The organism is Aliidiomarina sp. (assembly GCF_022565475.1).
Classification (GTDB): Bacteria; Pseudomonadota; Gammaproteobacteria; order Enterobacterales; family Alteromonadaceae; genus Aliidiomarina.
In genome coordinates this window covers 65,396-91,628 of record NZ_JAIUMR010000007.1, presented here as the reverse complement: position 1 = coordinate 91,628, position 26,233 = coordinate 65,396, and the positions used below count along the sequence as shown (strand labels likewise).

Annotated in this window: 23 protein-coding genes; 8 read left to right on the top strand and 15 right to left on the bottom strand. The window is 48.7% G+C overall.

The window, feature by feature from the left end:
• Nucleotides 1-63: 63 nt before the first annotated feature.
• From maiA to pspA, 11 genes are all read right to left on the bottom strand, one after another.
• Nucleotides 64-729 carry a maleylacetoacetate isomerase gene (maiA, locus tag LAT77_RS07785; RefSeq protein WP_290563995.1) on the bottom strand — a complete coding sequence of 222 codons (666 nt, stop codon included), beginning with the start codon at nucleotides 727-729 and terminating at the stop codon, nucleotides 64-66.
• Nucleotides 726-1,751: a fumarylacetoacetate hydrolase family protein gene (locus LAT77_RS07780; RefSeq protein WP_290563994.1), complete on the bottom strand. Its 1,026-nt coding sequence runs from the start codon at nucleotides 1,749-1,751 to the stop codon at nucleotides 726-728. Before LAT77_RS07780 ends, maiA begins: the two co-directional genes overlap by 4 nt.
• Entirely contained in the window at nucleotides 1,751-2,884 is a 1,134-nt protein-coding gene (locus LAT77_RS07775; RefSeq protein WP_290563993.1) for a homogentisate 1,2-dioxygenase, read from the bottom strand. Before LAT77_RS07775 ends, LAT77_RS07780 begins: the two co-directional genes overlap by 1 nt.
• Nucleotides 2,877-3,950, bottom strand: coding sequence for a 4-hydroxyphenylpyruvate dioxygenase (hppD, locus tag LAT77_RS07770; RefSeq protein ID WP_290563992.1), 1,074 nt, complete (start codon nucleotides 3,948-3,950; stop codon nucleotides 2,877-2,879). Before hppD ends, LAT77_RS07775 begins: the two co-directional genes overlap by 8 nt.
• Before the next feature lie 288 nt (nucleotides 3,951-4,238).
• A complete protein-coding gene (tyrR, locus tag LAT77_RS07765; RefSeq protein WP_290563991.1) occupies nucleotides 4,239-5,789 on the bottom strand; it encodes a transcriptional regulator TyrR in 1,551 nt (516 codons plus the stop codon).
• 138 nt (nucleotides 5,790-5,927) lie between these two features.
• Nucleotides 5,928-6,269, bottom strand: a complete 342-nt coding sequence (locus LAT77_RS07760; protein WP_290563990.1) for a 4a-hydroxytetrahydrobiopterin dehydratase — start codon at nucleotides 6,267-6,269, stop codon at nucleotides 5,928-5,930.
• Between the two features lie 38 nt (nucleotides 6,270-6,307).
• Entirely contained in the window at nucleotides 6,308-7,105 is a 798-nt protein-coding gene (gene phhA / locus LAT77_RS07755) for a phenylalanine 4-monooxygenase (protein WP_290563989.1), read from the bottom strand.
• Entirely contained in the window at nucleotides 7,102-8,337 is a 1,236-nt protein-coding gene (megL, locus tag LAT77_RS07750; protein ID WP_290563988.1) for a methionine gamma-lyase, read from the bottom strand. Before megL ends, phhA begins: the two co-directional genes overlap by 4 nt.
• Nucleotides 8,338-8,559: 222 nt before the next feature.
• Entirely contained in the window at nucleotides 8,560-9,009 is a 450-nt protein-coding gene (gene pspC, locus LAT77_RS07745; protein ID WP_290563987.1) for an envelope stress response membrane protein PspC, read from the bottom strand.
• A 10-nt stretch (nucleotides 9,010-9,019) separates the two neighbouring features.
• Entirely contained in the window at nucleotides 9,020-9,262 is a 243-nt protein-coding gene (pspB, locus tag LAT77_RS07740; RefSeq protein WP_290564053.1) for an envelope stress response membrane protein PspB, read from the bottom strand.
• 154 nt (nucleotides 9,263-9,416) lie between these two features.
• The gene (pspA, locus tag LAT77_RS07735; RefSeq protein ID WP_290563986.1) at nucleotides 9,417-10,100 is read right to left on the bottom strand and encodes a phage shock protein PspA; all 684 of its coding nucleotides are present in this window, start codon (nucleotides 10,098-10,100) and stop codon (nucleotides 9,417-9,419) included.
• A 277-nt stretch (nucleotides 10,101-10,377) separates the two neighbouring features.
• On the opposite strand from pspA, the gene pspF reads away from it, so the two are divergent.
• From pspF to putP, 7 genes are all read left to right on the top strand, one after another.
• The gene (gene pspF, locus LAT77_RS07730; protein WP_290563985.1) at nucleotides 10,378-11,466 is read left to right on the top strand and encodes a phage shock protein operon transcriptional activator; all 1,089 of its coding nucleotides are present in this window, start codon (nucleotides 10,378-10,380) and stop codon (nucleotides 11,464-11,466) included.
• Nucleotides 11,456-13,123: an ABC transporter substrate-binding protein gene (locus tag LAT77_RS07725; protein WP_290563984.1), complete on the top strand. Its 1,668-nt coding sequence runs from the start codon at nucleotides 11,456-11,458 to the stop codon at nucleotides 13,121-13,123. Before pspF ends, LAT77_RS07725 begins: the two co-directional genes overlap by 11 nt.
• A complete protein-coding gene (locus LAT77_RS07720; protein WP_290563983.1) occupies nucleotides 13,123-14,151 on the top strand; it encodes an ABC transporter permease in 1,029 nt (342 codons plus the stop codon). The genes LAT77_RS07725 and LAT77_RS07720 overlap by 1 nt, the downstream gene beginning before the upstream one ends.
• Nucleotides 14,138-15,031 (top strand): ABC transporter permease subunit, encoded by an 894-nt coding sequence (locus LAT77_RS07715; protein WP_290563982.1) that lies wholly within the window; start codon nucleotides 14,138-14,140, stop codon nucleotides 15,029-15,031. Before LAT77_RS07720 ends, LAT77_RS07715 begins: the two co-directional genes overlap by 14 nt.
• A gap of 2 nt (nucleotides 15,032-15,033) precedes the next feature.
• Nucleotides 15,034-16,020, top strand: a complete 987-nt coding sequence (locus LAT77_RS07710; protein WP_290563981.1) for an oligopeptide/dipeptide ABC transporter ATP-binding protein — start codon at nucleotides 15,034-15,036, stop codon at nucleotides 16,018-16,020.
• Nucleotide 16,021: 1 nt separating this feature from the next.
• Nucleotides 16,022-16,813 carry an ATP-binding cassette domain-containing protein gene (locus tag LAT77_RS07705; protein WP_290563980.1) on the top strand — a complete coding sequence of 264 codons (792 nt, stop codon included), beginning with the start codon at nucleotides 16,022-16,024 and terminating at the stop codon, nucleotides 16,811-16,813.
• Nucleotides 16,814-17,027: 214 nt separating this feature from the next.
• Nucleotides 17,028-18,557, top strand: a complete 1,530-nt coding sequence (putP, locus tag LAT77_RS07700; protein ID WP_290563979.1) for a sodium/proline symporter PutP — start codon at nucleotides 17,028-17,030, stop codon at nucleotides 18,555-18,557.
• Nucleotides 18,558-18,653: 96 nt separating this feature from the next.
• On the opposite strand, the gene rssA is transcribed toward putP, so the two are convergent.
• The 4 genes from rssA to LAT77_RS07680 all read right to left on the bottom strand — a co-directional run bounded on the left by rssA (nucleotide 18,654) and on the right by LAT77_RS07680 (nucleotide 23,561).
• Nucleotides 18,654-19,658 (bottom strand): patatin-like phospholipase RssA, encoded by a 1,005-nt coding sequence (rssA, locus tag LAT77_RS07695; protein ID WP_290563978.1) that lies wholly within the window; start codon nucleotides 19,656-19,658, stop codon nucleotides 18,654-18,656.
• Between the two features lie 110 nt (nucleotides 19,659-19,768).
• Nucleotides 19,769-21,643, bottom strand: coding sequence for a DUF885 family protein (locus tag LAT77_RS07690; protein ID WP_290563977.1), 1,875 nt, complete (start codon nucleotides 21,641-21,643; stop codon nucleotides 19,769-19,771).
• A 173-nt stretch (nucleotides 21,644-21,816) separates the two neighbouring features.
• Entirely contained in the window at nucleotides 21,817-22,860 is a 1,044-nt protein-coding gene (gene recA / locus LAT77_RS07685) for a recombinase RecA (protein WP_290563976.1), read from the bottom strand.
• A gap of 200 nt (nucleotides 22,861-23,060) precedes the next feature.
• Nucleotides 23,061-23,561: a CinA family protein gene (locus LAT77_RS07680; RefSeq protein ID WP_290563975.1), complete on the bottom strand. Its 501-nt coding sequence runs from the start codon at nucleotides 23,559-23,561 to the stop codon at nucleotides 23,061-23,063.
• Between the two features lie 88 nt (nucleotides 23,562-23,649).
• Here LAT77_RS07680 and mutS point away from each other — a divergent pair, with 88 nt between their 5' ends.
• On the top strand, nucleotides 23,650-26,223 hold the full coding sequence (gene mutS, locus LAT77_RS07675; protein ID WP_290563974.1) for a DNA mismatch repair protein MutS: 2,574 nt from the start codon (nucleotides 23,650-23,652) through the stop codon (nucleotides 26,221-26,223).
• The last annotated feature ends 10 nt before the right edge of the window (nucleotides 26,224-26,233 follow it).

Sequence of the window (26,233 nt, the reverse complement as noted above, 5' to 3'; positions counted from 1 at the left end):
AAAAACGCCCAGCAATGATAAGTCATGCTGGGCGATTCTTAGGTAATGTTCACGATATTTGCGTTAAGTGTTGGCATCGGACTGCTGTTCTGGCGCTGCAGCATGAAACGCAGGCAGTGCTTCGAGATTTTCAACGACACGTAGCAAGGTCGGATACGGTGTTAAGTCGACCTTAAAGCGCTGAGCATTGTAAACCTGAGGCATCAAGCAAACATCGGCTAACGTCACGGTGTCACCGACACAATACCTACCCGCAGTATCACGTAGACGCTTCTCGAATGCGGCAAACGTGCGTGTGACCCAGAGCTGAATCCATTCACCCTTGGCACTTTCCGGCAACCCAAAGGTTGTCGTCAGTGCTTGCAAAATGCGCAAATTCGTCACTGGCTGTAAATCCGCCGCCATATCCAAGGCCAGCATACGCACCACCGCAGCTTGCACTGGATCGTCCGGAATTAACTTGGGCTCTGGAAAGCGCACATCTAAGTACTCAATAATCGCCAAGGATTGATTTAGTTTTAGTGGCTGATTCGCCACCGCATCAACAATCTCCAAGGTCGGTACGAGTTGGGCCGGGTTCAACGTTTGATAAGCGACGGATTTTTGTTCGCCACCATCGCGCAGCAAATGCACCGGCACATACTCATAGTCGATACCCTTCAGTGCCAAAGTGATCCGAACGCGATAGCTCGCCGACGAACGCCAGTAGCCATAGAGTTTCGGGATCACGCCTTCGGTCCTTTGTACTCAACGACCTGTTGGTCGATCGCACCGAAAATACTGTGGCCATCGGTATCGAGCATTTCAATTCGAATGGTGTCACCAAATTTCATGAAAGCGGTGCTTGGTTTGCCATCGCGAATGGTTTCGATCATGCGTACTTCAGCAATACAACTATAGCCGACACCGCCTTCACTCACAGCACTACCGTGATCCGTACCCTGCTTATTCGATACTGTACCGGAGCCGATAATCGTACCGGCACATAGCGGACGCGTCATGGCCGCATGCTGGATCAGGCGATCAAAATTGAAGGTCATGTCTTCACCCGCATTCGGATAACCGAACAACGCACCGTTATAGGTCGAACGCAGTGGCAAATGCACTTTCCCTTCTTGCCATGCGCCACCCAGTTCGTCCGGAGTTACCGCAACTGGCGAGAACACTGAACTTGGCTTGGAGTTGTAGAAACCAAAGCCTTTTGCCAACTCGTTTGGAATTAAGCCACGTAGAGAGACATCGTTAACGAGCATTAATAAGCGTACATACGACCGCGCGTCTGCAGCTTGGGTGCCCATGGGTACATCACCCGTCACGACCGCAACTTCACCTTCAAAGTCGATACCCCAACTTTCTGAACCCAATGGAATGTCTTCACGCGGGCCAATAAATGCATCCGAGCCACCTTGGTACATGAGCGGATCTTCCCAGAAACTGGGCGGCATTTCAGCACCACGTGCTTTGCGGACTAATTCGACATGATTAACATACGCACTGCCGTCGGCCCAATGATAAGCGCGTGGTAATGGGCTCGCACAAGCGGTTTCGTCAAATGCGAATTCGTCTTCTAACGTTCCCTCATTTAATGCGTTATAAACCTTATTCAGGCGCGGCTGCAGTTGTTCCCAATTATCGAGTGCAGACTGCAACGTCCGCGCAATTTCCGGAACTGCGATCGCGCGCGTTAAATCGCGGCTAACGATGACGAGCTTGCCATCGCGGCTGCCATCACGATAAGTCGCTAACTTCATTATTTTTTCTCCTGCCAGCTGTAGACGTAGTCAGGGTTCTCCACCGCGTTTGCGGCTTCGCCAACTTCCAACGCATCACGCGTATCTAACATCACAGCGACTTCGTCAGTGAATTTCTTCTTGTATTCCTGCCCTGCTTTAAACGCCTTTGGATGTGGTCCATGGGTAAAGCCGGCCGGATGGAAAGTGACCATACCACGATCAATGTTGTCACGGCTAAAGAAGTCACCTGCGTGATAAAACAACACTTCATCGTAGTCGTCATTATTGTGGTAGAACGGTACTTTCAGCGCACCCGGATCGCTTTCAATCGGACGTGGCACAAAGGTACAGACCACAAAACGGTCAGCCACAAAGGTTGTGTGCGCTGATGGTGGTAAGTGATAACGATGACTCATCAATGGCCGAAACTCGCGCCAATTAATCCGTACCGGCGCTAAATCACCGTGCCAACCGACAGCGTCCAACGGGTTATACGGGAATGTTACGACCGAGACTTGACCATGACGTTTGACTTCAACTTGCCACTCGTCTTCGCTGTACTGCGCCTTAAACGCATCATCAATCTCAGGCACATCTAAACACGCAGGGTCAAAAATTGCGTGATTTCCAACCAAGCCCTTCTCGGGTAACTGATACGAGCCATTTGTGGCTTCAATCATCACCAATTGCATCGGTGCCGTTGGCTCAATCCGCCAGTTGGTCGAGCGCGGAATTACCACATAGTCACCGTCACGCAAGGTCAAATGGCCATAGTCACAAAATAACTCGCCAGCGCCTTCGTGAACGAACAATAAATCATCACCGTCGGCATTCCGCGCCAGCTTTTTCATCGGCTCATGAAGGTGCCAAATGCGGAATTTGCAGTGTGCATTGAACAATAAGTTTTCGGCAATCCAAGGCGAAGCTGAGTCCACACCCGTCAGTTTATTGAAGTCAAAGCAACGCGGACGCAATGGTCCTTCCCAATTGCTCCAACCGGTTGGTGCATGGGTGTGATGGAAATGTGTGGCGGGGCCGAAGAAACCACTTCGGCCGGCTTCACGCTCGTAGATCGCCTCTTCCGGAAAGTCAGCATGAGCTTGGCGCGAAGCCGTACCCACCTGCTTCGGAAATGAGATCCATTTACGCATCAGTTAATACTCCACGACGAATTTGGTCTTCTTCGATCGACTCGAACAAGGCCTTGAAGTTACCTTCACCAAAGCCTTCGTTACCTTTCCGACTGATGATCTCGAAGAACACAGGACCGATAACGGTTTTGGTAAAGATTTGTAACAGAATGCCATCTTTCATTGGCGCACCGTCAATCAAAATACGTAAATCACGCAAGTCATCGACATTTTCAGAGTGGCCTTCAACGCGCTCGTCGATTTTGTCGTAATAAGTATCCGGCGTTGGCATAAACTCCATGCCCCGTTCACGCAACGTCCGCACCGTTGTATAGATATCGTCGGTCGATAACGCGATATGCTGAATACCTTCACCGTTGTAGTCTTTCAGATACTCTTCAATCTGTGACTTATCGTCATGTGACTCATTAATTGGAATGCGAATCTTGCCACACGGTGACGTCATCGCACGGCTCACTAATCCAGTCAGCTTGCCTTCGATATCAAAATAACGAATTTCGCGGAAGTTACCGATGCGCTCGTAAAAACCGGCCCACAGGTCCATGTTGCCACGGAAGACGTTATGCGTGAGGTGGTCGACATAGTCCATGCCCACTTGGAAGCTATTCATGCTCTCTTCCCAGTTGTCATAAAAACGGAAGTCAACATCATAGATCGATTGCTTGCCGTAGCGGTCAACGAAATACAACGCGCTCTCACCGATACCATAGATCGCTGGAATGTTAAGCTCCATAGCGCCAACATCCGCTTTAAACTCTTTCGCACCATTAGCCATGGCATGCGCCATCGCGTGGTTTGCGTCTTTGACGCGAAACGCCATACCGCACACGCTCGGGCCGTGCTCGCGCGCGAACGCCTCAGCATGCGAGGACGGTTGTCCGTTGACGATAAAGTTGATGTCATTTTGCTTGTATAACCACACGTCTTTACGACGGTGTTTTGCGACTTCAGTAAAGCCTAATTGCACGAAGAGTTGTTTCAGAGCATCAATGCCCTTTTGGTCTGCTGCGGTATATTCAACAAATTCAAAACCGTCAGTACCCAATGGATTGATATGGTCAGTCATAATTACTTCCTCTCTCTATTCTTCAGTTGTACGTTACCCGTGCATGCACCAATAACGTTGCCTCTAGTGGGCAGATGTAAAATTCCGACTCTGTTATAGCGTTAATGTTCCAAGTAAGGCCAGTGTCCGCGAGCGGATTCATCGCCGAACAAAAAGAAACCAGCTGTAATCTTTAGTTTACATCCTTAGTCCACAAGGCATTGCGCGAGTTAAATGTAAACCTTTCTTTACGATAGCGCAGGAGCGGTGTATCTAAAACTGTACACCGCTTTTTCTTAGCGAATGGGTTTAACGTTTACGTTGTTTGCCAATGCCATAGTCTCGCAACTTGTTTGCGATCGCGGTATGACTTAATCCTAACTTGCGCGCCAGCTGGCGGGTAGATGGATAACTGGGATAGAGTCGCCGCAATAACGTACTTTCAAAACGCTTAACCGCGTCTTCTAATCCGCCGTCTTCAATATCAATGGCTAACTGATCATTGACCACCGACATTTCCGGTAACTTGATATCATTCGGCTCGAGGACTTCTTTTTCGAGCATGGAAATGGAACGAAACAAGGTATTTTCGAGCTGCCGAATATTACCCGGCCACGTGTAACTAGCTAAATAATCACGGCAACTTGGTGTTAAGCGAACGGGTGAACGCTGTAATTGCTGGCTGTATTTGTGCAGAAAATGTTCGGCAAGCAAGGTAACGTCACCCTTGCGGTCGCGCAGTGGTGGTAATTGCAGTGACAACACGTTTAAGCGATAAAAGAGATCTTCGCGAAATCCACCGGTTTCAACGCGCTCAAATAAATCACCACGTGACAAGCAAACTAAGCGCACGTCGACCCGAACCATTTGTTCCTCGCCAATCCGGCGGAAACGGCCGTCTTCGAGAAAACGTAGTAACTTAGCTTGCAACTCCGGTGACATATCACCCACAGAGTCGAGTAAAACCGTGCCGCCTTGCGCTTGTTCGAAAATGCCCTTCTTACCTTGGGGATGATGAGGAAATACCCCAGCACCATAGCCAAACAGCTCTCCTTCGGCGACATTATCAGGTAAGGCACCACAGTTGACCGCCAGAAATGGCTGTTGACTGCGATTTCCAGCTTCGTGGCAAGCACGTGCAATCAGTTCTTTACCAACCCCAGTTTCGCCCTCAATTAATAACGGAACATCGAGTTGTGCCATGCGCTCAGCATCTTTCAATAAACGTTTCATTGCCGCGTGCTGAGTAAGTATCTGGCTGAATGGCGATTGTTGCTCACCGTCGCGAACGCGCAACGGTAGCGGCTCAGACTGACAGTGAATCACCGCACCCGCAAAATTGGGCGTGCCATCGGCATCATTCACCCAAATTGGCAACAGCGTCGCTCGATAGTTCGCACTACCGAGCTGAAGATACTCAATACTGGCCTCTTGTGCTTGCTTGTCGAGCCATTTAGTCAAATTAAAACTGCCAACATATTCATTGGCTGGAGCACCTTTCAATGCATCTTTATCCGCATCGAGTAACGCCGCAGCGGCTGAATTAACTACATCAAAACGGCCGCGTGAATCCAAAGAAAACACAGGATTCGGTAACGTACTCAAAAGTAAGTTGAATTCGTAGTGCTCACGTTCAGTGGGCATATAGGGAATGGTTTTAACGTCTTCAACATTGGGGATACGACGGATTTTCGACATCACTAATTGAAAATCACTGAATTCAATATCAGGGAAACTGAGGTATATTTTCCCTACTGGATCAACTTCAATGCCCTTCAAGTCGATTTCATTCTCACGCAGAATCGTCAACACATCTTGGCATAGGCCTAAACGATCACGACAAGTAATTTCCAAACGCATCGGGGTACCATCATAAGCATCGCAGCTATACTGCACTGTAAATAAAATTATACAGGGCTACTACGAAAAAAGACAGCAGGCCACCGCAGTGACATGCTGTCTCTCGAATTTCATGCATGTTTGACGTGATGAATAGCCTTAGTCGTTTAGCAAGGCATCCGTTTTGGCGGCCATGATAAAGTCGTTCTTATGCAAGCCACCAATGGCGTGAGTCCACCAAGTCACGGTGACTTTACCCCACTCCAGAAAAATTCCTGGGTGATGGAACTCAGCTTCAGCAAGCTCAGCCAATTTATTGGTGAACGCGAGTGCTTGTTTGAAGTTTTTGAATTTATAGACACGCTCAAGCTGCATGACGTCATCGCGCACAATCGCAGCCCAATCAGGGATCTCACGAATTAAGCTGGCCAACTCATCGTCACTCACTTTCGGGGCGTCAGCGCGGCAAGCTTCACATTTCATTGTTGATAAATCTGACATTTCTATTTCCAATTTCTATGTTTGTTAAAGGTAAAAATTTAAGCTGCGTTCTTCGGCGGAAACTTAGGCTCAAACAGACCAAGCTCCATCGCTTCTTCAACCAGAGCCATCATGTCCATATCTGCAATTTCGAATAGCTGATCGACACTATCGAGGGTGTAATACACCGGCTGCATGATGTCGATCCGATACGGCGTACGCAGGGCATCTAACGGCCGTAACGGCTTGCGTTCAGGCTTATCACTTTCTAATGCATAGCGGGTCTCACCGGGTGATGACAGAATTCCGCCGCCATAAATACGCAAGCCATCGGCAGTTTTAAGTAAGCCAAATTCAACAGTAAACCAGTACAAACGAGCTAAATAAACCCGTTCTTTCGGGCTTGCAGCATAACCGAGCTTGCCATATTGGTGCGTAAAGTGCGCAAATGCTGGATTCGTCAGCAACGGACAATGGCCAAAAATCTCGTGGAAAATATCCGGCTCCTGCAAATAATCAAATTCTTCACGTGAACGAATAAACGTCGCCACCGGGAATTGTTTATTTGCTAACAAACGGAAGAATTCGTCGAACGGAATTAACGCAGGTACTTGCGCAACTTGCCAGCCGGTCGTCTCCTGCAACACTTTATTGATCTCGTGTAATTGCGGGATTCTATCATTGGGCATATCAAGTAAACGCAGGCCTTCCATATACTCGTCACAAGCTTTGCCGGGAATGATCTCAAGTTGACGGGCAACGAGATCATGCCAGATCTGATTTTCTTCCGCCGTCCAGTGAATAATGCCGTCACTGTCCGGCTGTTTCGAGACGTATTTACTTTCTTTTTTACTCATACTTGTGCAACCTCCGATACGCTTGCGCCGTTGGCGCTGGCGGTTGAATGTTTTAGTTGGCTAAGACTTTGCGATAAGTCGGCGATAATATCGTCGACCTGCTCTAGCCCTACACTGATACGAATAAGACCGTCCGTAATCCCTGCTTGCTCGCGCGCTTCAGGTGTTAACGGCGAATGCGTCATCGACGCAGGATGCTGAATCAATGACTCGGCGTCGCCTAAACTTACCGCCACACGAATCATGTTCAGGCGATTCAGTAGCTGCACACCCGCTTGATAACCACCGCGCAATTCAAATGCAATAACAGCGCCAGCAGATTTCATCTGAGTGCCAATTAATTCGTGGCCAGGATGATCATTCAGTCCGGGAAAGTAAACCTTTTCAATCGCCGGATGTTTAACTAAAAAGTCGGCCACAACCGTTGCACTTTCGCAATGACGTTGCATTCGCAACGCAAGTGTTTTTAGACCACGCGTAATCAGCCATGCATCGTGCGGCGACATGGTCGCCCCCATGTCTTTCAACGTCGTCATCTTGATTAAATGTATGTCTTCTTGGCTACCGGTAATGACACCTGCGACAACATCACCGTGACCATTGAGGTACTTAGTGGCGCTGTGTACCACGAGGTGCGCACCAAAGTCTCCCGGCCGCTGCAATAACGGCGTCATAAAGGTGTTATCGACAATCAGACGAACGTCGGGGTGACGGGCACAAATTTCGCCTACTGAGCTTAAATCAATGAGCTTTAAATGCGGGTTTGCGGGGGTTTCTAAAAAAACGAGTTTGGTATTGGCTCGGAACGCTGCGGCGAAAGCTTTGGAGTCACTGAGGTCGACAAATGACACCTTTACACCGAACCGCTCAAAAAGGTGCGAAAACAGCGCAAAGCTGCAGCCATAAATACAGTCTGAAGCGATCACATGGTCACCGGCCTTTAAAAAAGCCATCGTCGCCGCTGCGACAGCGCCCATTCCGGTTGCGGCTGCTGCACCTGCTTCCATACCCTCTAACGCGGCGACACGCTGCTCCAAAAGGTTCACGGTTGGATTACCGAGGCGACTGTAGATATAGCCCGCTTCTTCACCCGCAAAACGACGCCCGCCGGTTTCCGCATCAGGGAAAACGAACGTTGACGTTTGATACAGCGGACTCACCAATGCACCATGTGGATCCTGTTGTGCATCGCCGCCATGAATCACTAAGGATTCCAGATGTAACGGTTTCATTGCCTTCATACCTTGTTGTTCCAATGTTGTTATTCTTATTTTGATGCAAGCAAGCTTACGGTAGAGCGAGCGTAGGCGGCAATCATCGGCAACTGTTCGTACCACCGAAATCTGTAAGGTTTTCTTTCCATAAATCACCAACATCGGTAATCGACGCTGAACACAAAAAAGCCGACGCCCAGTTCTGAGCGTCGGCTTCAATTATAAGTAAGAAGCAAAATTCTACAGTGACTTAAATTCCTGAAGTACTCTAAATTCAGACGATGTCACATAAGTTTCCATTGTGCGTAAAGTCTTTTCCATCCGAGCAAATTCAAGCTCAATATCATCCATGGCTTGATGCGGTGCTTTTCCCGCTTCCCACACCCGGGTTTTCACTTCGATCGTGCGGCCATCTGAAGTCCGTTCAATTCGCGTTTCCTCACGAATGGTTTGTTCTTCATCGCTATAACTCGCCGCTGACTTTTTTACTTTCGATTGTTTATCGAGGACAACCCAGGCTATCACGTATGCCACAAAGGTCACTTTCGTTGCCAATATCAACGCCGTCACTGCAATAATTCGAACGACCCAAAGCTCCCAACCAAAATAGTTGGCGATGCCGGCGCAAACGCCACCGATCTTACCTTGCGTATCGTCTCTTAATAGCTCTCGCTTTCTCGGAGTACTCATGGTCGTCTCCTTAACGTGACTCTTTGCGCCAGTTGCTGTGCTCAGCGTCTAATAAACTTTCTAAGGTTCGAATCCGATCACGCATCTCTTCAGCCTGACGTGCCAAGTCTCGCACCCGATCCATATCTTCATTACTCATCCCTTCATTCAGTTTCCGTTTGCTGCGGTAATGGAGAATCACCCAAATCGGCGCAACGAAAATCAAAAAGAGAATGATGGGGGTCATTAACATGCCTAAAATTGCAACGTCCATAAATGGTGCCACCTCTGTCAAATCACCGAAGTGATGTTGTATATTTGTCATGCTTGTCTCATTTTAATTCTTGTCTCAAGTCAGACACATGCCGTGGTTCGCAGAGGGTTGGTGATTCAAGGATCAACCAACCCTTGCGGCAACGTTTAACATCTTATGCTTTGTCTTCTTTTTTCGCAGTATCTTTCTTTAAGCGTGCTTTCAAAGCTTCTAGTTCGGCATCCACTTTATTCTCGCTCTCTAACGAACGGAACTCGTCAGCCAAAGTCTTCTTACCCATATCATAAGCTTCAACTTGCGACTCGAGATCATCGATTTTCGCTTCATAACGTTCAAACTTATGCAGCGCATCGTCAACTTTGCCACTGTCTAACGTCTTCTTCACGTTAAGACGTGAACTAACGGTGCGCTCACGCATTAAAATTGACTTCTGACGTGCTTTCGCATCAGCTAGCTTTTCTTGTAGCTGGCCAATCTCACCACTTAAACGTTCGATGTGATCATCGACCCGGTTAATTTCCGCTTGTAAGCTATCCAGCGTATCCTGCAACTTGCTCTTTTCCAGCAACGCTTGGCGCGCTAAATCTTCGCGGTCCTTACTTAAAGCTAACTCAGCACGACGTTCCCATTCAGTGATTTCATTTTCTAAACGAGTCAACTGACGGACTAAGTCTTTTTTCTCTGACAAAGTTTTAGCTGAAACGGAACGAACTTCCACTAATGTGTCTTCCATTTCCTGAATGATCAGGCGCACCATTTTCTGTGGATCTTCGGCTTTATCGAGTAACGCATTTAAATTTGCATTTACGATATCGGTGAAGCGTGAAAAAATACCCATAACTTGTACCTCGTAACAAAAGTTTTCTGTTTGCCCTTGCGGGCTCTATCCATTGCGGTTGAAACAACCATACTCTGGTCGACTGCCCCGCTACAAACTGCAAACAGTGGCGTCACTGATATATATACAAAATCGATGCCAACTTTTTATTTTTTCATAACCAGCTGAAAAAACGTGCGTTTTATAGTTTAATAGAAAAGTAATACATAAATCACTTTTGTGAAAATTAAATAATTAGACTAATAATTAGTGAAATTAGCCAATCAGGAACATAACTATGTCTAGGTTTCGTGATAACGAAAACCTTATCGGCGAGGCCAATAGCTTTCTCGAAGTCTTAGAGCAGGTCTCGCGTGCTGCCCCATTAAATAAGCCAGTCTTAATCATCGGCGAACGTGGTACCGGTAAAGAGCTCATTGCGGCGCGCTTACATTACCTTTCATTGCGGTGGGACCAACCCTACTTAAAACTTAATTGCGCGGCTCTCAACGACAACCTGCTCGATAGTGAATTGTTTGGCCATGAATCGGGCGCATTTACTGGCGCTAGCAAACGCCATGAAGGTCGCTTCGAGCGCGCAGACAAAGGTACGCTCTTTCTCGATGAGCTGGCGACGACGTCGCCACTCGTCCAAGAGAAGTTGCTGCGTGTCATTGAATATGGTGAGTTCGAGCGCGTTGGTGGCACCCGTCCAGTCAAAGTCGATGTTCGATTGATTGCGGCGACGAACGAAGATTTGCCCTCACTTGCAGCGCAGAATAAGTTTCGTGCCGATTTGCTCGACCGGCTCGCGTTTGACGTCATTACGCTGCCTCCACTACGCGAGCGTCGAGACGATATTATTTTACTCGCCGAACATTTTGCCATTCAAATGGCGCGCGAGCTGCAACTCGACTGTTTCTCTGGGTTCACCAGCAAAGCAAGAGAAACGCTGTTGAGCTACCATTGGCCAGGCAATGTGCGCGAGTTAAAAAATGTGGTCGAACGCAGTCTTTACCGATTAAACAGCGCCCAGCTGCCGGTCAATGAGATTATCCTCAATCCGTTTGAAAGTCCTTGGCGACCCAACACGAAATCGACCGCAGCACCTGCGCTGACCAATGGTGCAAGTGCGCCGTTGACGGAGGCGCCCCCTAGTGCAACAACGGCGCCTGAGAACTCATCGAGTTTTCCGACAGACTTCAGTCAACCGCTGGACTTTAAGCAAGTGGCACAAGAATTCGAAATCGAGTTGCTCAATCGAGCACTGCAGCACTGCCAGTTTAATCAAAAAAAGACCGCAGAAGCGCTACAGCTAACCTATCATCAGCTGCGTGGTTATTTGAAGAAGTATCAGCTGCTAGAAGGCACGCAAAGTGAAGACTAATGCGCGTTGGCTGACCATGGTGGCAGCACTCTTAACGCTGCCAGCGTTGACCGCTTGCAATCCGCAAGAAGCAGCCAACATGAACGCCCAAGGTCTACTCTATTGTGCTGAAGGAAACCCAGAGTCGTTCAATCCGCAGTTAGTAACGTCGGGAACAACGCTCGATATGACAGCAGCACAATTGTATGACCGGCTTATTGAATATGACCACCGCAGCAATCGTTACGTTCCAGCGCTAGCTGAACGCTGGTCCGTCGACGAAAGCGGCTTGCGTTATACATTCACCCTGCGCGATGACGTCGAGTTTCACGACACTGCGTATTTCAGCCCGTCACGCCCATTACAATCTGAAGACATCGTCTTTAGTTTTCGCCGCTGGTTTGAGCCATCGCACCCTTTCCATTATGTCTCAGGGCGCGGTTATCCATTTTTTACCGCCAGTGGTATTCATAATTTAATCGAGTCCGTCGACGCGCTTGACGAACGCACCGTTGAAATACGTTTAAAACAGCGGGACAGCTCCTTTTTGGCCAACTTAGCCTCCGATTTTGCCATTATTTTGTCGGCAGAATATGGCGCTCAGATGCTCGCCGCTGGCACGCCTGAACTAATTGACCAACTACCGATCGGTACTGGCCCATTTCGGTTTCGCGAATTTCGCAAAGACGTCTTAGTCCGTTATAGCCGCCATGAGAACTATTGGCGTGAGCCAGCGGCAAGTGAGCAACTGGTCTTTCGGATCACCCAAAGTGATCACAAGCGGATGCTCATGCTACTCACTCAGGATTGCGATATTTCACCCTATCCGCCCGCTCGCGATGTTGAATGGCTACAACAACGCGATTACATCAAATTACAAGCTGCAGTCAGTCCGAACACTGCATTTTGGGCATTTAATACGGAACGACCACCGTTTGATGATCCCTTAGTTCGCCGAGCTTTAGCCCACGCGGTGGATCGAGATGCTCTTCTTCGTGCGGTCTATTTTGAACATGCGGTCCGAGCTGATTCTATTCTGCCGAATACCTCTTGGGCGCATCATCCATTGCCTGAGGCCTACACTTATGATCCTGAACTAGCGCGTGAACTGCTCCGAGAAGCAGGATATGCCGATGGCTTTAATATGGATATATGGGCGATACCGGTGCAACGCGCTTATAATCCCAATGCACGATTAATGGCCGAACGAATCCAATCTGATCTTGCTCGCATTGGTGTCCGCGCCACCATTGTCAGTTATGAGTGGAGTACCTTTCGACGGCGTCTTGCTGAAGGCCTACACGACAGCGTGTTAATCGGTTGGTCAGCAGATCACGCTGATCCTGACAACTTTTTCCGCCCCCTACTCAGTTGTTCGGCAAAACTCAGTGGCAACAACCGTGCGCAATGGTGCGATCCCATGTTCGACGAGTTGCTCGACGCAGCGATTCGCACCGAGCTGCTGACGACTCGGCAAAATTTTTATCAACAAGCACAAGAATATCTGGCCACCGAAGTACCGCTTTTACCCATTGCGCACTCAGTCCGCTTTCAAGCCAGTCGTGACTTCATTGAGGGCTTGGAGCTACTGCCATTCGGCGGCATCGAGCTCCGTCACGCCCGTCGCTTGAAGCCGGATCAAGCTCCCGAGCAGGCTAACGCGAAGGAGCACGACTAATGACTCGCTACTTACTGCGACAATGCATCTTGTTAATTTTTACGGTGTTTGCGCTGACGCTGTTTACTTTTTGTCTGAGTTATTGGTTTACCGGCGAGGCAATGACCAATAGCAGCGGGCTATTCCCCGACCATCCAGACTATGCCGACGCATTCGCAGCGCGTGCGTTCGACCGTGGCGTCGTTGCCCAGTACATCGCCTATGTTCAACATTTGTTGCACGGCGATTGGGGCCGTTCATTATTAGACGGTGCGCCTGTTTTTGAGCAGCTTAAAGTTCGTTTTGGCGCCAGTTTCGAGGTCATTTTTTTCGTCTTATTACTGGCTTGGATACCCGGCGTTAGTTTCGGCGTGTTAGCCGCACTTAAGCCTGGGCGAGCAAGCTATATACTCATTCTTGGCTGCAGTATTGCCGGCTATTCAGTCCCTGTGTTTTGGCTTGCTCAGCTTGCAATCCTGGTGATTGCCGTGCATCTCGGTTTAACACCAATCGCCGGTCAAATTAATCCTCTCTATGAAATTCCGGCGGTCACCGGCTCGATCGTGATCGACATTGCACTTGCCCAGCCCGATAATCTTTCCGGCGCCTACTTGAGTGCCCTGCAACACATGATTCTACCCATCATTGTTTTAGCCGTAATGCCCATGATGCTACTGATTCGTCTCACCCGAAACAGTATGCTCGAAGTCTTAACTAAAAATTATATTGTCGCATCGTACGCAAAAGGGATGTCCACCCGACGCGTTGTTTGGTCCCATGCCATTCCCAATGCGATGCAACAAGTGATTCGCCAACTGGGTAGTCTCATGAGCCTCTTAATCGCCAATACACTGATTGTTGAAGTGATTTTCTCTTGGCCCGGTATAGGCAATTGGTTAGTACGCAGTATTTTCGAGCGCGATTACCCAGTCATTCAAGGGGGCTTGCTGATCATCGGCTTGTTGATCCTTGTTAGCCATGTGCTCCTGAACCTCTTTCACGCCTGGCGTTACCCACAAGTGAGGAAAGATCTCTATGCCTCGTCCTAACTTGTATTATGAAGAACGGATGCCGTCACCGCTCGAACGCGTGTGGCTCGAGTTTCGTCGCAATGCATTTGCGATGGGCGCACTCTACTTACTGAGTTTCATCATTTTCTTGAGTGTTTTCGGCCCCTTACTGACCCCGTATGGACCCAATCAACAATTTATTGATGCCATCTCACTGCCGCCCGCGTGGTCAACAGCGGGTGATGTGCGTTTTTTACTTGGCACCGATGAGCTCGGTCGCGATATGATCACGCGACTCATCTATGGCGCTCGTTACAGCTTCGCCTTACCTCTACTAGTCGTTTTGATCTCCGCTACAATTGGCATGTTACTTGGTGCGGTGGCGGCCATGACCGTTGGCGTTAAAAGTTCGACGTTAAAGCATATTCTCGACGTCTTGATGTCAATTCCTTCACTGTTGTTGGCTTTAGTTGTCATTGCCATTACCGGCCCCGGCCTTAGCAATGCCCTACTCGCCATTGGTCTGGTGATGATCCCGCAATTTTTGCACGTTACCCGCAATGCCATTCATGATGAACGGCGCAAGCCTTATGTGACCGCCAGCCGCTTGAATGGGGTCAGCGATGTTTATCTTCTGACCATGGTATTCTTCCCCAATATTGTTCGGGTACTGGTTATTCAGTTCACCATCGCACTCTCGGTCGCGATCTTTGATATTACTGCATTGGGCTTCCTGCGCCTCGGCGCCCAAGCACCCACGCCTGAATGGGGATCCATGCTGGCCCAAAGCTTAGAAGTTGCATACGTCACACCTTGGGTCATGGCACTTCCTGGGCTCGCCCTATTTTTGACCCTCGTCAGCGTTAACCTAGTGGGCGAAACCTTGCGTCAAGCCATTCAAAAGCAGCTGGAGCAATAACCATGTTATTGGATATTCGTAACCTCACCATTCGCACGCAAACGAGTACCGGTCTCGTCAACGTGCTGGATCGTGTGAATTTGCAAATTAACGAAGGTGAAATCCATACCTTGGTGGGCGAGTCCGGTTCCGGAAAAAGCCTGATTGCTCGCGCCATCATGGGCTTTTTAAGTCCTCGCTGGCAAGTCACCGCCGATCGTGTTTGGTTTGAAAGCACTGATTTACTCAATTTAACCCCACAGCAACGCCGAAACATCATCGGTGTTGATATTGCGATGATCTTCCAAGATGCAAAAAGCTATCTTGATCCGAATATCACCATTGGTGAACAACTCAGTGAAGCGGTTCTCGACCGTGATTTAACCGGTTCTTGGTGGCAACGGCGTGGTCAACGCAAACAAAAGGTAATTACCCTGCTGCATCGGGTCGGTATTAAAAACCACGCAGACATGATGCAATCTTATGCCCACGAACTCTCCGAAGGCGCCGCACAGAAAATCATGATTGCCAGCGCCATTGCCCATCGCCCGAAGTTACTCATTGCCGACGAACCCACATCCACCATGGAGCCAGCAACTCGCCAGCAAATTTATCGCTTGCTTGCACAATTCCATGCGCGTTACGGCATGTCGATGTTGATGATCAGCCAAGATCTGGGCGCAATCATGCCGCAAACCGAACGCATATCGATGATTTACAGTGGCCAGCTGATGGAATCTGGTGCAGCGGACGCATTATTAACCCGACCGCATCATCCCTATACTGAGGCCCTTTTAAGTACATCCTTGTATCGCCAAGCGGAGTCCGAACCGCGAACAAAATTACCAACCTTAGCTGGCGTTGAACCGACGTTACAGCATCTACCGATTGGCTGTCGCCTTGGCCCGCGCTGTCCGTACGCAAAACCTGAGTGCATCAACTTTCCCAGTCAAACCAAGCTCCGTGATCACCACTTTGCTTGCCATCATCCGGTTAATCTGGAGGACTAATATGAGCGCATTATTGCAAGTGGAAGAATTACGCAAGGTTTACTCTCAACGCGAAGGCTTATTTAAAGTTAAAGAGTTTGTTGCCCTTGACGGTGTTTCATTCACACTCGAACAAGGCAAGACCATGGCTATCATGGGTACCAATGGTTCCGGAAAATCAACCTTAGCAGCGCTTATCAGCGGCGCTAGCTCACCGACGTCAGGCCGAATTCTATTTGCTGACGAAGAGCTGCAACCGGGTAATTATCAGCAACGTGCTCAGCATATCCGGATGATTTTTCAGGACGCCGATGCGTCGTTGAACCCCCATTTGACCTTAGGTCGACAGCTGGAAGAGCCATTACTCTTCAACACCAAGTTGAATGCGCGGCAACGGCAAGAGCGAATCATGCGTACGCTACAGCAGGTTGGCTTGCTTGCTGAACACATGGTGTTCTATCCCCATATGATGTCCACAGGACAAAAACAGCGGGCCAGTATTGCCCGGGCGATTATTTTACAACCTAAACTACTGGTAGCCGATGAAGCCTTGGCGACGTTGGACTCATCGGTTCGTGCTCAAATCATTAATCTGTTGCTCGATTTACAGCGCGATTTAAAGATGTCGTATATTTTTATTTCACAAAGCCCGGAAATCGTGCGCCACATGGCTGATGAGGTGATCATCATGGAAGATGGTCGGATTCTCGAATATGGTGTCGTTGCCGATGTCTTTGATGCACCGAAAGAACAATATACAGAAATGATGTTAACCTCAGAACTACAACGGAACACCCGCACGTCGTCGAGTTAAGACGTTTCGGCGTTATAACTAGACGTCCAGTCGGTGTGACCTTGAGAACAGGCACACATTTTGTTAGCGTGTTGCCGGTTAGAACGATATCGAACCTTGGTTCGGGCTGTTTAGCAAAAGTTTTGTAGCAATTCGCTTGCTAAACCTTCTGAACTCCACATACTAACGTTAGCGAAAACGATAATAAAAACGCCACACAACAGGAGTCTTCATTTTGGAAACAGGAACACTGATTTCACTTGCGCTTTATTTTGTCGCAATGCTCGCCATTGGCGTCTATGGCTATTACAAGTCAACCAGCGATTTATCCGATTACATGCTTGGCGGGCGCCGTTTAGGCCCCGGCGTGACAGCCCTTTCCGCGGGCGCATCAGACATGAGTGGATGGATGCTGATGGGGCTTCCCGGTGCCTTCTTTGTCGCCGGTTTCTCTGAAGTTTGGATCGCAATCGGCCTCGTCGCCGGTGCTTACATCAATTACCGTGTCGTTGCACCGCGCTTACGCATGTATACCTACATGGCGAAAGACTCGATTACCATTCCTGACTTCTTCGAAAACCGCTTCCAAGACAACTCACGCCTGTTACGTCTTGTCTCCGCAGTGGTCATCATTGTTTTCTTTACCCTTTACACCTCATCAGGGCTCGTCGCTGGCGGCACCTTGTTCGAAAATGCATTTGGTATGGATTATCACTATGGCTTGCTATTAACCGCCGGTGTGGTGGTTGCATACACTTTAATTGGTGGTTTTTTGGCAGTCAGCATGACCGACTTCGTTCAAGGCTGCATTATGTTCATCGCTTTGGTTATGGTGCCGCTCGTCGCCTTCTCTGTGCTCGGCGGTACCAGTGAGGTCGTGAGCCAAGTCGAGAACCTGAACCCTGGCATGCTCGATCCATTTTACGGTGCAACCTTTTTAGGCGTGGTTTCGCTGCTTGCGTGGGGGCTTGGTTACTTTGGTCAACCGCACATTATTGTGCGTTTTATGGCGATTAAATCCGTTCGAGACTTTAAGGTCGCTCGTCGGATTGGCATGACGTGGATGATTGTCGCCATTATTGGCGCCATGTTAACCGGTATCGCCGGTGCGGCATACGTCCAAGTCTATGGTGGTAGTTTGACTGGTAATGCGTACATGAGCCCAGACGGTTCCTTGGCCAATGCCGAAACGATCTTCATCGTCCTCTCGCAAATTCTTTTCCACCCATTGGTAGGCGGATTCCTTTTGGCGGCAATTTTAGCAGCGATTATGAGTACAATTTCATCGCAATTATTGGTGACATCGAGTGCGCTTACTCAAGACTTTTATAAAAGCTTCTTACACAAAGAGGCTTCCGACAAAGTTCAAGTGTTCGCTGGCCGAGTTTCAGTACTACTGGTGTCCTTGGTGGCAATCGGCTTGTCGTGGGTGCCGCGTGACACTATTCTCGGCTTAGTCGGCAATGCGTGGGCTGGGTTCGGCGCCGCATTCGGACCACTGATTATTCTTAGTCTCTACTGGAAGTACATGAACCGTTGGGGCGCGTTAGCTGGCATGGTGGTCGGTGCCCTGACCGTATTATTCTGGATTTACGTGCCGATTAACGGCGCACCGTTAAGTACACATTTATATGAAATGGTCCCGGGTGTTCTCCTTGCGACAATTGCTATCGTGCTGGTGAGTAAGCTGACCCAAGATCCCGAGCGTGATATTCAAAACACCTTCGAAAACATGGAAGATGAGATGAAGCAAAACGCTGAATAACCCCTTCAGCGCAACGAAAAAGGACAACCGACTAAGGTTGTCCTTTTTTATTGCGCCTAGCGATGCCCCTGCAGTGGTTCCGTAATGTTACGGCGATTAGTCGCGGCGTGGGCCACCATTTCGACGTTTTTTCATAATCCTCAGTTCATCAAGAATCAAATCTTTAAGACGAATCGTTGTCTCATAGCCAATATCAATCGCATCACTTCCGTGGTCAAATTCCAGCAAACCTATATCACCCAGCTTGGGTTGCAACAGAATGTCCGGAGGATCACCGGCCATTCTTGCTTTGGTAATACGTTCTTGCATGATATCAATCGAACCCGCCATCACGCCCAACATGCTTGGCGATTTCGGCTCGCGACTAAACTTCTTGCGAACATCGGACATAAAGTTGCCACTGCGCGCCAGAAAGCTTTGAAATGCGTTCTGATCGTCATCGTCAAATTTCTGGTCACTAGCTTCTTTGGCTTCCTTTGCGCTTTTATCGCGCCCACTTTGCGGTGACTGATCCGCCGCAGGTGTTTTATCATCAACATGAACTTGAGAATTTAAGTGCACCGCAATCACGAAGTCTGCTTCCAACGCGCGCGCTAGCGAAACCGGTACTGGATTAACCAGGGCGCCATCGACCAACCAGCGGCCATCAAACGATTTCGGTGCCAAAAGCCCCGGCATCGCACAACTTGCACGCGCAACCGAGAACAAATCGCCTTTTTTCAACCAAATTTCTTTTCCGGTATACAAATCAGTCGCAACTGCCGCATAGCGGCGATGCAATCTTTGGATATCCGTTGCACCAAATCGTTCACGGGCGTGATTAAACACTTTCTCGCCACCGAGCATCCCACCCGTATTGAAGCCAAAATCGAGCAAATTAAATACCGCCCAACGGTCCATTCCCCGCACCCACTTTTCCAGCTCATCAAGTTTACCCGCTGCATAAGCACCGCCAACTAATGATCCGATAGACGTACCGGTCACCACGTTAATATCAATGCCCATTTCTTCTAGCGCACGGATCACACCAATATGCGCCCAGCCTCTCGCTGCACCGGAACCTAGCGCCAATCCAACAACCAGTTTATTTGTACTCGACATGTCTAAAACTCCTTGGGGCTCTTTACCAACCATCAAGCACTTCATGTATGCGGTTTAAATCGACAACAGCGTTCACTTGCGCTGTTAATCTGTGTTCAACATGCTTGCTTCTATCCATTGCTTTTCGCTTGCTCTTCGGAAATCCACGCCTCGATCTGCTGACTCAGTAAATCAAGCGGTAAAGCACCATGGCGAAGAACTTGCCAGTGAAACTCCCGCACATCGAAGTCTTGACCTAATGCTTCCTCAGCTTGATCACGTAACGCTTGAATCTGTAATTGACCGATTTTATACGCTAACGCCTGACCGGGTAACGCCATGAAGCGTTCGGCTTCTGAGACTGCTCGTGCCTCTTGTACTGGTGCATTTGCATACATGTAGTCGAGCACTTCTTGCCGCGACCAGTTTTTCGCATGAATACCAGTATCCACCACTAAGCGAATAGCGCGCCACAGTTCCGCTACATATTGGCCATAGCGGTCGTAGGGACCATAAACACCGAGCTCATCACCAAGCGATTCAGCGTACAAGCCCCACCCCTCATTAAAGGCTGTCTCCACCCCATAGCGCCGAAATGGCGGTAAATGTTCCATTTCTCGCTGTAGCGCGAGTTGATAGTGATGACCCGGAATGGCTTCGTGCAAGGTTAGCGCACCTTTCGCCCAAGTCGGACGCGCTGACAGGTCATACGTATTCAAGTAAAAAATACCCGGCCGTGAACCATCTTCAGAAGGCACCGAATAGCTACCAGAGCTCGCACTCTGCTCGCGAAAGCGCTCGACTTTCCGTATTTCGTAATCTGCACGAGGTAAACGCTCGGGAAAAAATAAGCGATCCGTGCGCGTTTCTACTTCGCGAGCGAAAGCACGATAGTCGTCCAGCATGGCTTCACGACTGGCGTAATGAAACTGCGGATCATCACGTGTAAATGCAAAAAAGGCGTCTAAATCACCTTCGAAACCAACATCCGCCATCACTTGTGTAATCGCTAGATGTAAACGCTCAACTTCGTGCAAGCCAATCTGATGAATTTCTTCTGCACTCAGCTGTGTTGTTGTATGAAAACGCACGGCAAAATCGTACCAATCCTTGCCGCCGGGTAAGGTACCAATACCAAATGTAGAGGTACGCGCGTGCAGCAAATACTCATTGCGTAAAAAATCAGACAAATCTTGGTAAGCAGGCAACACCACTGACTGTAATAATGACTGATAAGCAGTGTTGAGCGCCTCTCTATCCTCTGCTGAAAAGTGTTCTGGAATATTCGCTATCGGCTGCCAAAATAGACTTGAACTATAATCATCGACGTCCAATGCGTGCGCATCGATCTGATTCAGTAAACGCTGAACGACGACTGCAGGAAAGATGACTTCCTCATCAAGGCCTTCGCGCAAGTTACGAATAATACCGGCAAACAAGGTCGGAAATTGTTCCATCCGTTCAGCCCACTGCCAATAATCAGCAACCGTCTGAAATGGCTGTGCACTAGTACCTGAGCCAAGCATCGCCAATTGACTTGGTGCATTGTAAAACTGATTAATCGGCAATAAATGTTCCGGGTGCTTCATCGCTTCTAAGCTGACTAATCGGTCACGGCGAAAAAGTTGGTAGGTCAGATAATCATCTTCCGCAAAACCGCTAATATCAACACGCTCGATTGCAGCCAAAAACTCTTCTTCCAACATGTGTTGACGCTGACGATGTTCAGCACTAAAGATATCCGGCAACTGACTGTGTTCATGACCTTGACCCATCAATGTGGCTTGCAATGGGTTCAACGCAAGGTTGGCTTGGAAATAGTCATCATAAATCTTTTCTAATCGTTCCACGCGCTGACTGACGTCATTGCCCTCGTTCCCCGAATCTCTCGGTGTACAAGAAGCCAAAACGATCAGTGAAAGAAGAAATAATAGCGGAATAGACCAAGATGAACGCATGACTTGCTCCATGCGCAGACGTTGAAACGATGCAGTCGAAATAGGCATGATGATATTCTATTTAGCAAAAGTTAAAAGAATGTGAAAATCATGCCACAAGCGAGATAAACAAACTAGTGGAATAGGCTCTATCAGCCGTTAAAAAAAGCGAAAAGCCACGAAACAGCTAAGAAAATGTTTCGTGGCTCTGAAAAAGAACTTACTCAGCGAATGAACCGAGATTATTCTACCGTATCGGCTGCATCTGCGACTGCCGGATCATCCTGAGCGATAACTGGCTTTAATAACAACAGATCACGTAACTGTTTCTCAATTTCACCTGAAATGGCTGGGTTATCCGACAAGAACTTCATTGAGTTCGCTTTACCTTGACCGATCTTGTCGCCTTTGTAGCTATACCAGGCACCCGCTTTATCAATGAGTTTGTGTTTGACACCTAAATCGATCAACTCACCTTCTTTTGAAATACCAGTTCCGTACATAATTTGGAAATTCGCTTCTTTAAATGGTGGTGCAACTTTATTCTTCACCACCTTAACGCGAGTCTCGTTACCCACCACTTCATCACCTTCTTTCAACGAGCCGGTGCGGCGAATATCCAAACGCACCGAAGCGTAGAATTTAAGTGCATTACCGCCGGTTGTGGTTTCTGGGTTACCAAACATCACACCGATTTTCATTCGAATTTGGTTAATGAAAATACACATGGTATTCGATTTTTTGATATTTGCGGTTAGTTTCCGCAGCGCTTGCGACATCAGGCGAGCTTGCAGGCCCATGTGCGAGTCACCCATTTCACCTTCAATTTCTGCTTTCGGCGTTAACGCTGCTACCGAGTCGACAATAATCACATCAACCGCAGCAGAACGAACCAACATGTCACAGATCTCTAACGCTTGCTCACCTGTATCCGGTTGAGAAACCAGCAACTCGTCAACTTTCACACCAAGTTTTTCTGCATAAACAGGATCCAGTGCGTGTTCCGCATCGACGAACGCACAGGTTTTACCTTGTTTCTGCGCTTCGGCAATCACTTGCAGTGTTAAGGTTGTTTTACCGCTCGACTCTGGCCCATAAATTTCAATGACACGGCCACAAGGTAAACCACCAATGCCAAGCGCAATATCTAAACTTAAAGAACCAGTTGAGATCGCTTCGATATCCATGGCACGATTATCACCTAAACGCATAATCGCACCTTTACCAAACTGCCGCTCAATTTGACCGAGCGCCGCAGCTAGCGCTTTCTGTTTATTCTCGTTCATTATTTGACGCTCCGCATTGTGCTAATTCTGTGATTGAAAGGTATTGATTTCGTTTGCGTGCTACTGACACTGAACACGTAACAAACATTGCCAAGCTAACAATCCTGTAATTTATATTCAGTAGTATACTGTTTATCTATACAGTATCAAGCTTGTTTGGCAATTTCGCACAAAAAAATCCGAAAAAATATAATTAAAATTTATTTATCAATAAGATACGAGGACAGTTTAGAAAGCGCATAGGCACTTGCTTGGGCTCGAATCTGCGACCGATCACCCTTAAAGTACTGCGTATCACTGTATAACTGTTTACCGATCGCAAAGCCGAAACACACCATTCCAACCGGTTTCGCCCGACTGCCGCCATCAGGCCCAGCAATTCCCGTCGTGCTCACCGCAACTGCAGCTTGCAGTAAAAGCTGAGCGCCGCGCGCCATTGCCTCGGCACACTGAGTTGAAACAGCCCCGTGCTGTTCAATGACCACATCTGGCACACCGAGCACATCGGTTTTTACTTGATTACTATAGCTAACGACACTGCCTTGGAACCAAGTCGAACTGCCCGGCCGATCGGTACAAGCAGCGGCCACACTGCCACCCGTGCATGACTCGGCGGTGACCATAAGCCAATCGCGCTCATTCAATAATTTAGCAAGTTGGCCGACCGAATCGGCAATCGCGGGGATTTTTTGCGCACTCATATCAGATCCTATAGGATTTAGACTTGGATTTTCCGCTTGAAAACGCGATCATAGCGTTTTCCATCGACCATAAGAATAACAGGGACTCATGGCAGAATCAGCTCCTCAGCATACACCAATGATGCAGCAATACTTGGCGATTAAAGCACAACATCCCGATATTTTGCTGTTTTATCGGATGGGTGACTTCTACGAATTATTTTACGACGATGCGCAACGAGCTGCTGACCTGCTTGATATTTCTCTCACCCAACGCGGTCAGTCGAATGGCAAGCCGATTCCAATGGCAGGTGTCCCATACCATGCGGTTGAAGGCTACTTAGCCCGTTTAATTAAGATGGGCGAGTCTGTCGCAATATGTGAACAAGTTGGCGATCCAGCCACGAGTAAGGGTCCCGTTGAGCGCAAAGTTGTGCGTATTGTGACACCAGGCACAGTTACCGATGAAGCCTTACTTGAACCCGATCAAGAAAATCTTCTGGTGGCTTTGCACTGTCAAGATCCTCAATATTGGGGGATTGCCAGTCTCGATGTTGCCAGTGGTCGCTTTGTCATTGCCGAGTTGCACAGTATGGATGCAGTTCGCAGCGAGCTCGAACGGTTAAATCCGGCCGAGTTGCTGCATGCAGAATCACTGGCTATCGGTGATCTTGCTCCACGCCACAGCAAAACGCGTCGGCGTCCGGAATGGGAATTCAGTCCCGACAGCGCCTTTGATGCTTTATGCCGACAGTTCAAAACCCATGACCTACAAGGGTTTGGTATCGCTAGCCAACATCTCGGCATCGCTGCTGCAGGGTGTGTTTTGCAATATATGAAGGATACGCAACGGGCAAGTTTGCCGCATATTCGCGCCATTCGCCAAGAACAGAGCGACGAAGCAATCTCACTGGATCGTATCACCCGTAAAAACTTAGAGTTGACGCAGAATTTGCAAGGCGGCAAACAACACACCCTCGCTGCGGTCTTAGATCGGACACAAACAGCAATGGGCAGCCGGTTATTGCAACGCTGGCTGCATCGACCATTACGCAATCATGCCCGCATTAATGACCGATTAGATAAAGTTGAAGCATTGATTGAAACCAACGCGTGGCAACCAATCGCTGCAAAATATAAGGATATCGGCGATATTGAACGCATTTTGTCTCGTGTGGCGTTAGGCAGTGCCCGTCCGCGTGACTTAACTCGGTTACGGGCCGCTCTAGCGGCCTTGCCAGAGTTCAATCAACTTTTCCTTGATTACCGCATTGATCATCGCTTTCAACCCTTCGCAGATTTTCAGCAATTGCACGAAGAGCTTGAGCGCGCACTCATGGACAACCCACCGGTGTTGATTCGTGATGGCGGTGTCATTCGCGATGGCTACCATGACGAGCTTGATCATTATCGTCAGCTCAGTGCCGGTGGCACCGAGCAATTGCAGGCCCTTGAACAAAGAGAGCGTGAACGCACCGGCATTAGTTCTCTTAAAATCGGCTTTAACAAGGTACATGGCTATTACATCGAAATGAGTCGACTTGCAGCCGATAAAGTACCTGCCGACTACCAACGTCGCCAGACCTTAAAAAATGCCGAGCGCTATATTATTCCGGAACTCAAAACCTTTGAGGAACAGGTTTTGCAGAGCCAAAGCCGCGCATTGGCATTAGAAAAAGAGCTTTATCAGCAGTTGCTGTGCCGCTTGAATGAAACGCTCGGTCCATTGCAGGAAATGGCAACGCAACTTGCTCGCCTAGACGTATTCTGCTGCTTTGCTGAACGCGCTCTGCAGTTAAATTATTGCCGGCCAAGGTTTGACACCAGCGATTCCCTGACTATTCGCCATGGACGCCACCCCGTGGTTGAACAGGTCTCTGATCAACCCTTTATCGCCAATGATACGGTGTTCCAAAACGACCAGCGCTTGCAGATCATTACCGGCCCGAATATGGGTGGTAAGTCCACCTATATGCGCCAGACTGCTTTGATCGCTCTCCTTGCGCATACGGGAAGTTTTGTTCCTGCTGAGAGTGCTCAGCTTGGCACTATCGACTCTATCTTCACCCGGATCGGTGCCGCTGATGAATTGGCTTCGGGTCGCTCCACGTTTATGGTCGAAATGACTGAAACAGCCAATATATTGCACAATGCAACACGCCATTCCCTCGTTTTAATGGATGAAATTGGTCGTGGAACGTCAACCTATGACGGCCTTGCTTTGGCCTGGGCATGTGCGGAAGCTTTGGGTGAAACCGGCGCCATGACACTCTTTGCGACCCATTATTTTGAACTTACCGCACTTGCAGACCTATTACCTGCAACGGTAAATCGTCACGTCGACGCAACAGAAAATGGCGAGCAAGTGGCTTTCTTGTATCATCTCAAAGCTGGCGCCGCGAGTCGCAGTTATGGTATTCAAGTGGCTAGGCTCGCCGGCATCCCTGAGCGTGTTCTACAACGTGCCAAAGCTCAACTTGGTCAGTTAGAACAACGCGATCAGGAAACGCCGGAACCATCCCTTGATGAAGCCAGCGAAACACAACTTGGTTTGGGCTTGCCGATTGAACAAGATCAGCATCCATTGTGGTTGCGGTTACAGCAGGTCAACCCCGACGAGCTGAGTCCGAAACAAGCACTCGAGCTACTTTACGAACTCAAACGACTACAGGCGCTCGATTGAGCGCCTGTAG

Excerpts from the sequence above, each read along its gene's own strand:
- pspB (WP_290564053.1), bottom strand. The coding sequence starts at position 9,262 with ATGGACGTTGCAATTTTAGGCATGTTAATGACCCCCATCATTCTCTTT.
- LAT77_RS07680 (WP_290563975.1), bottom strand. The coding sequence starts at position 23,561 with ATGAGTGCGCAAAAAATCCCCGCGATTGCCGATTCGGTCGGCCAACTT.
- LAT77_RS07780 (WP_290563994.1), bottom strand. The coding sequence starts at position 1,751 with ATGAAGTTAGCGACTTATCGTGATGGCAGCCGCGATGGCAAGCTCGTC.
- hppD (WP_290563992.1), bottom strand. The coding sequence starts at position 3,950 with ATGACTGACCATATCAATCCATTGGGTACTGACGGTTTTGAATTTGTT.
- pspA (WP_290563986.1), bottom strand. The coding sequence starts at position 10,100 with ATGGGTATTTTTTCACGCTTCACCGATATCGTAAATGCAAATTTAAAT.
- megL (WP_290563988.1), bottom strand. The coding sequence starts at position 8,337 with ATGAAACCGTTACATCTGGAATCCTTAGTGATTCATGGCGGCGATGCA.
- LAT77_RS07760 (WP_290563990.1), bottom strand. The coding sequence starts at position 6,269 with ATGTCAGATTTATCAACAATGAAATGTGAAGCTTGCCGCGCTGACGCC.
- recA (WP_290563976.1), bottom strand. The coding sequence starts at position 22,860 with ATGAACGAGAATAAACAGAAAGCGCTAGCTGCGGCGCTCGGTCAAATT.
- LAT77_RS07710 (WP_290563981.1), top strand. The coding sequence starts at position 15,034 with ATGTTATTGGATATTCGTAACCTCACCATTCGCACGCAAACGAGTACC.
- LAT77_RS07705 (WP_290563980.1), top strand. The coding sequence starts at position 16,022 with ATGAGCGCATTATTGCAAGTGGAAGAATTACGCAAGGTTTACTCTCAA.
- mutS (WP_290563974.1), top strand. The coding sequence starts at position 23,650 with ATGGCAGAATCAGCTCCTCAGCATACACCAATGATGCAGCAATACTTG.
- tyrR (WP_290563991.1), bottom strand. The coding sequence starts at position 5,789 with ATGCGTTTGGAAATTACTTGTCGTGATCGTTTAGGCCTATGCCAAGAT.
- LAT77_RS07690 (WP_290563977.1), bottom strand. The coding sequence starts at position 21,643 with ATGCCTATTTCGACTGCATCGTTTCAACGTCTGCGCATGGAGCAAGTC.
- pspC (WP_290563987.1), bottom strand. The coding sequence starts at position 9,009 with ATGAGTACTCCGAGAAAGCGAGAGCTATTAAGAGACGATACGCAAGGT.
- LAT77_RS07775 (WP_290563993.1), bottom strand. The coding sequence starts at position 2,884 with ATGCGTAAATGGATCTCATTTCCGAAGCAGGTGGGTACGGCTTCGCGC.
- pspF (WP_290563985.1), top strand. The coding sequence starts at position 10,378 with ATGTCTAGGTTTCGTGATAACGAAAACCTTATCGGCGAGGCCAATAGC.
- LAT77_RS07720 (WP_290563983.1), top strand. The coding sequence starts at position 13,123 with ATGACTCGCTACTTACTGCGACAATGCATCTTGTTAATTTTTACGGTG.
- phhA (WP_290563989.1), bottom strand. The coding sequence starts at position 7,105 with ATGAGTAAAAAAGAAAGTAAATACGTCTCGAAACAGCCGGACAGTGAC.
- LAT77_RS07715 (WP_290563982.1), top strand. The coding sequence starts at position 14,138 with ATGCCTCGTCCTAACTTGTATTATGAAGAACGGATGCCGTCACCGCTC.
- rssA (WP_290563978.1), bottom strand. The coding sequence starts at position 19,658 with ATGTCGAGTACAAATAAACTGGTTGTTGGATTGGCGCTAGGTTCCGGT.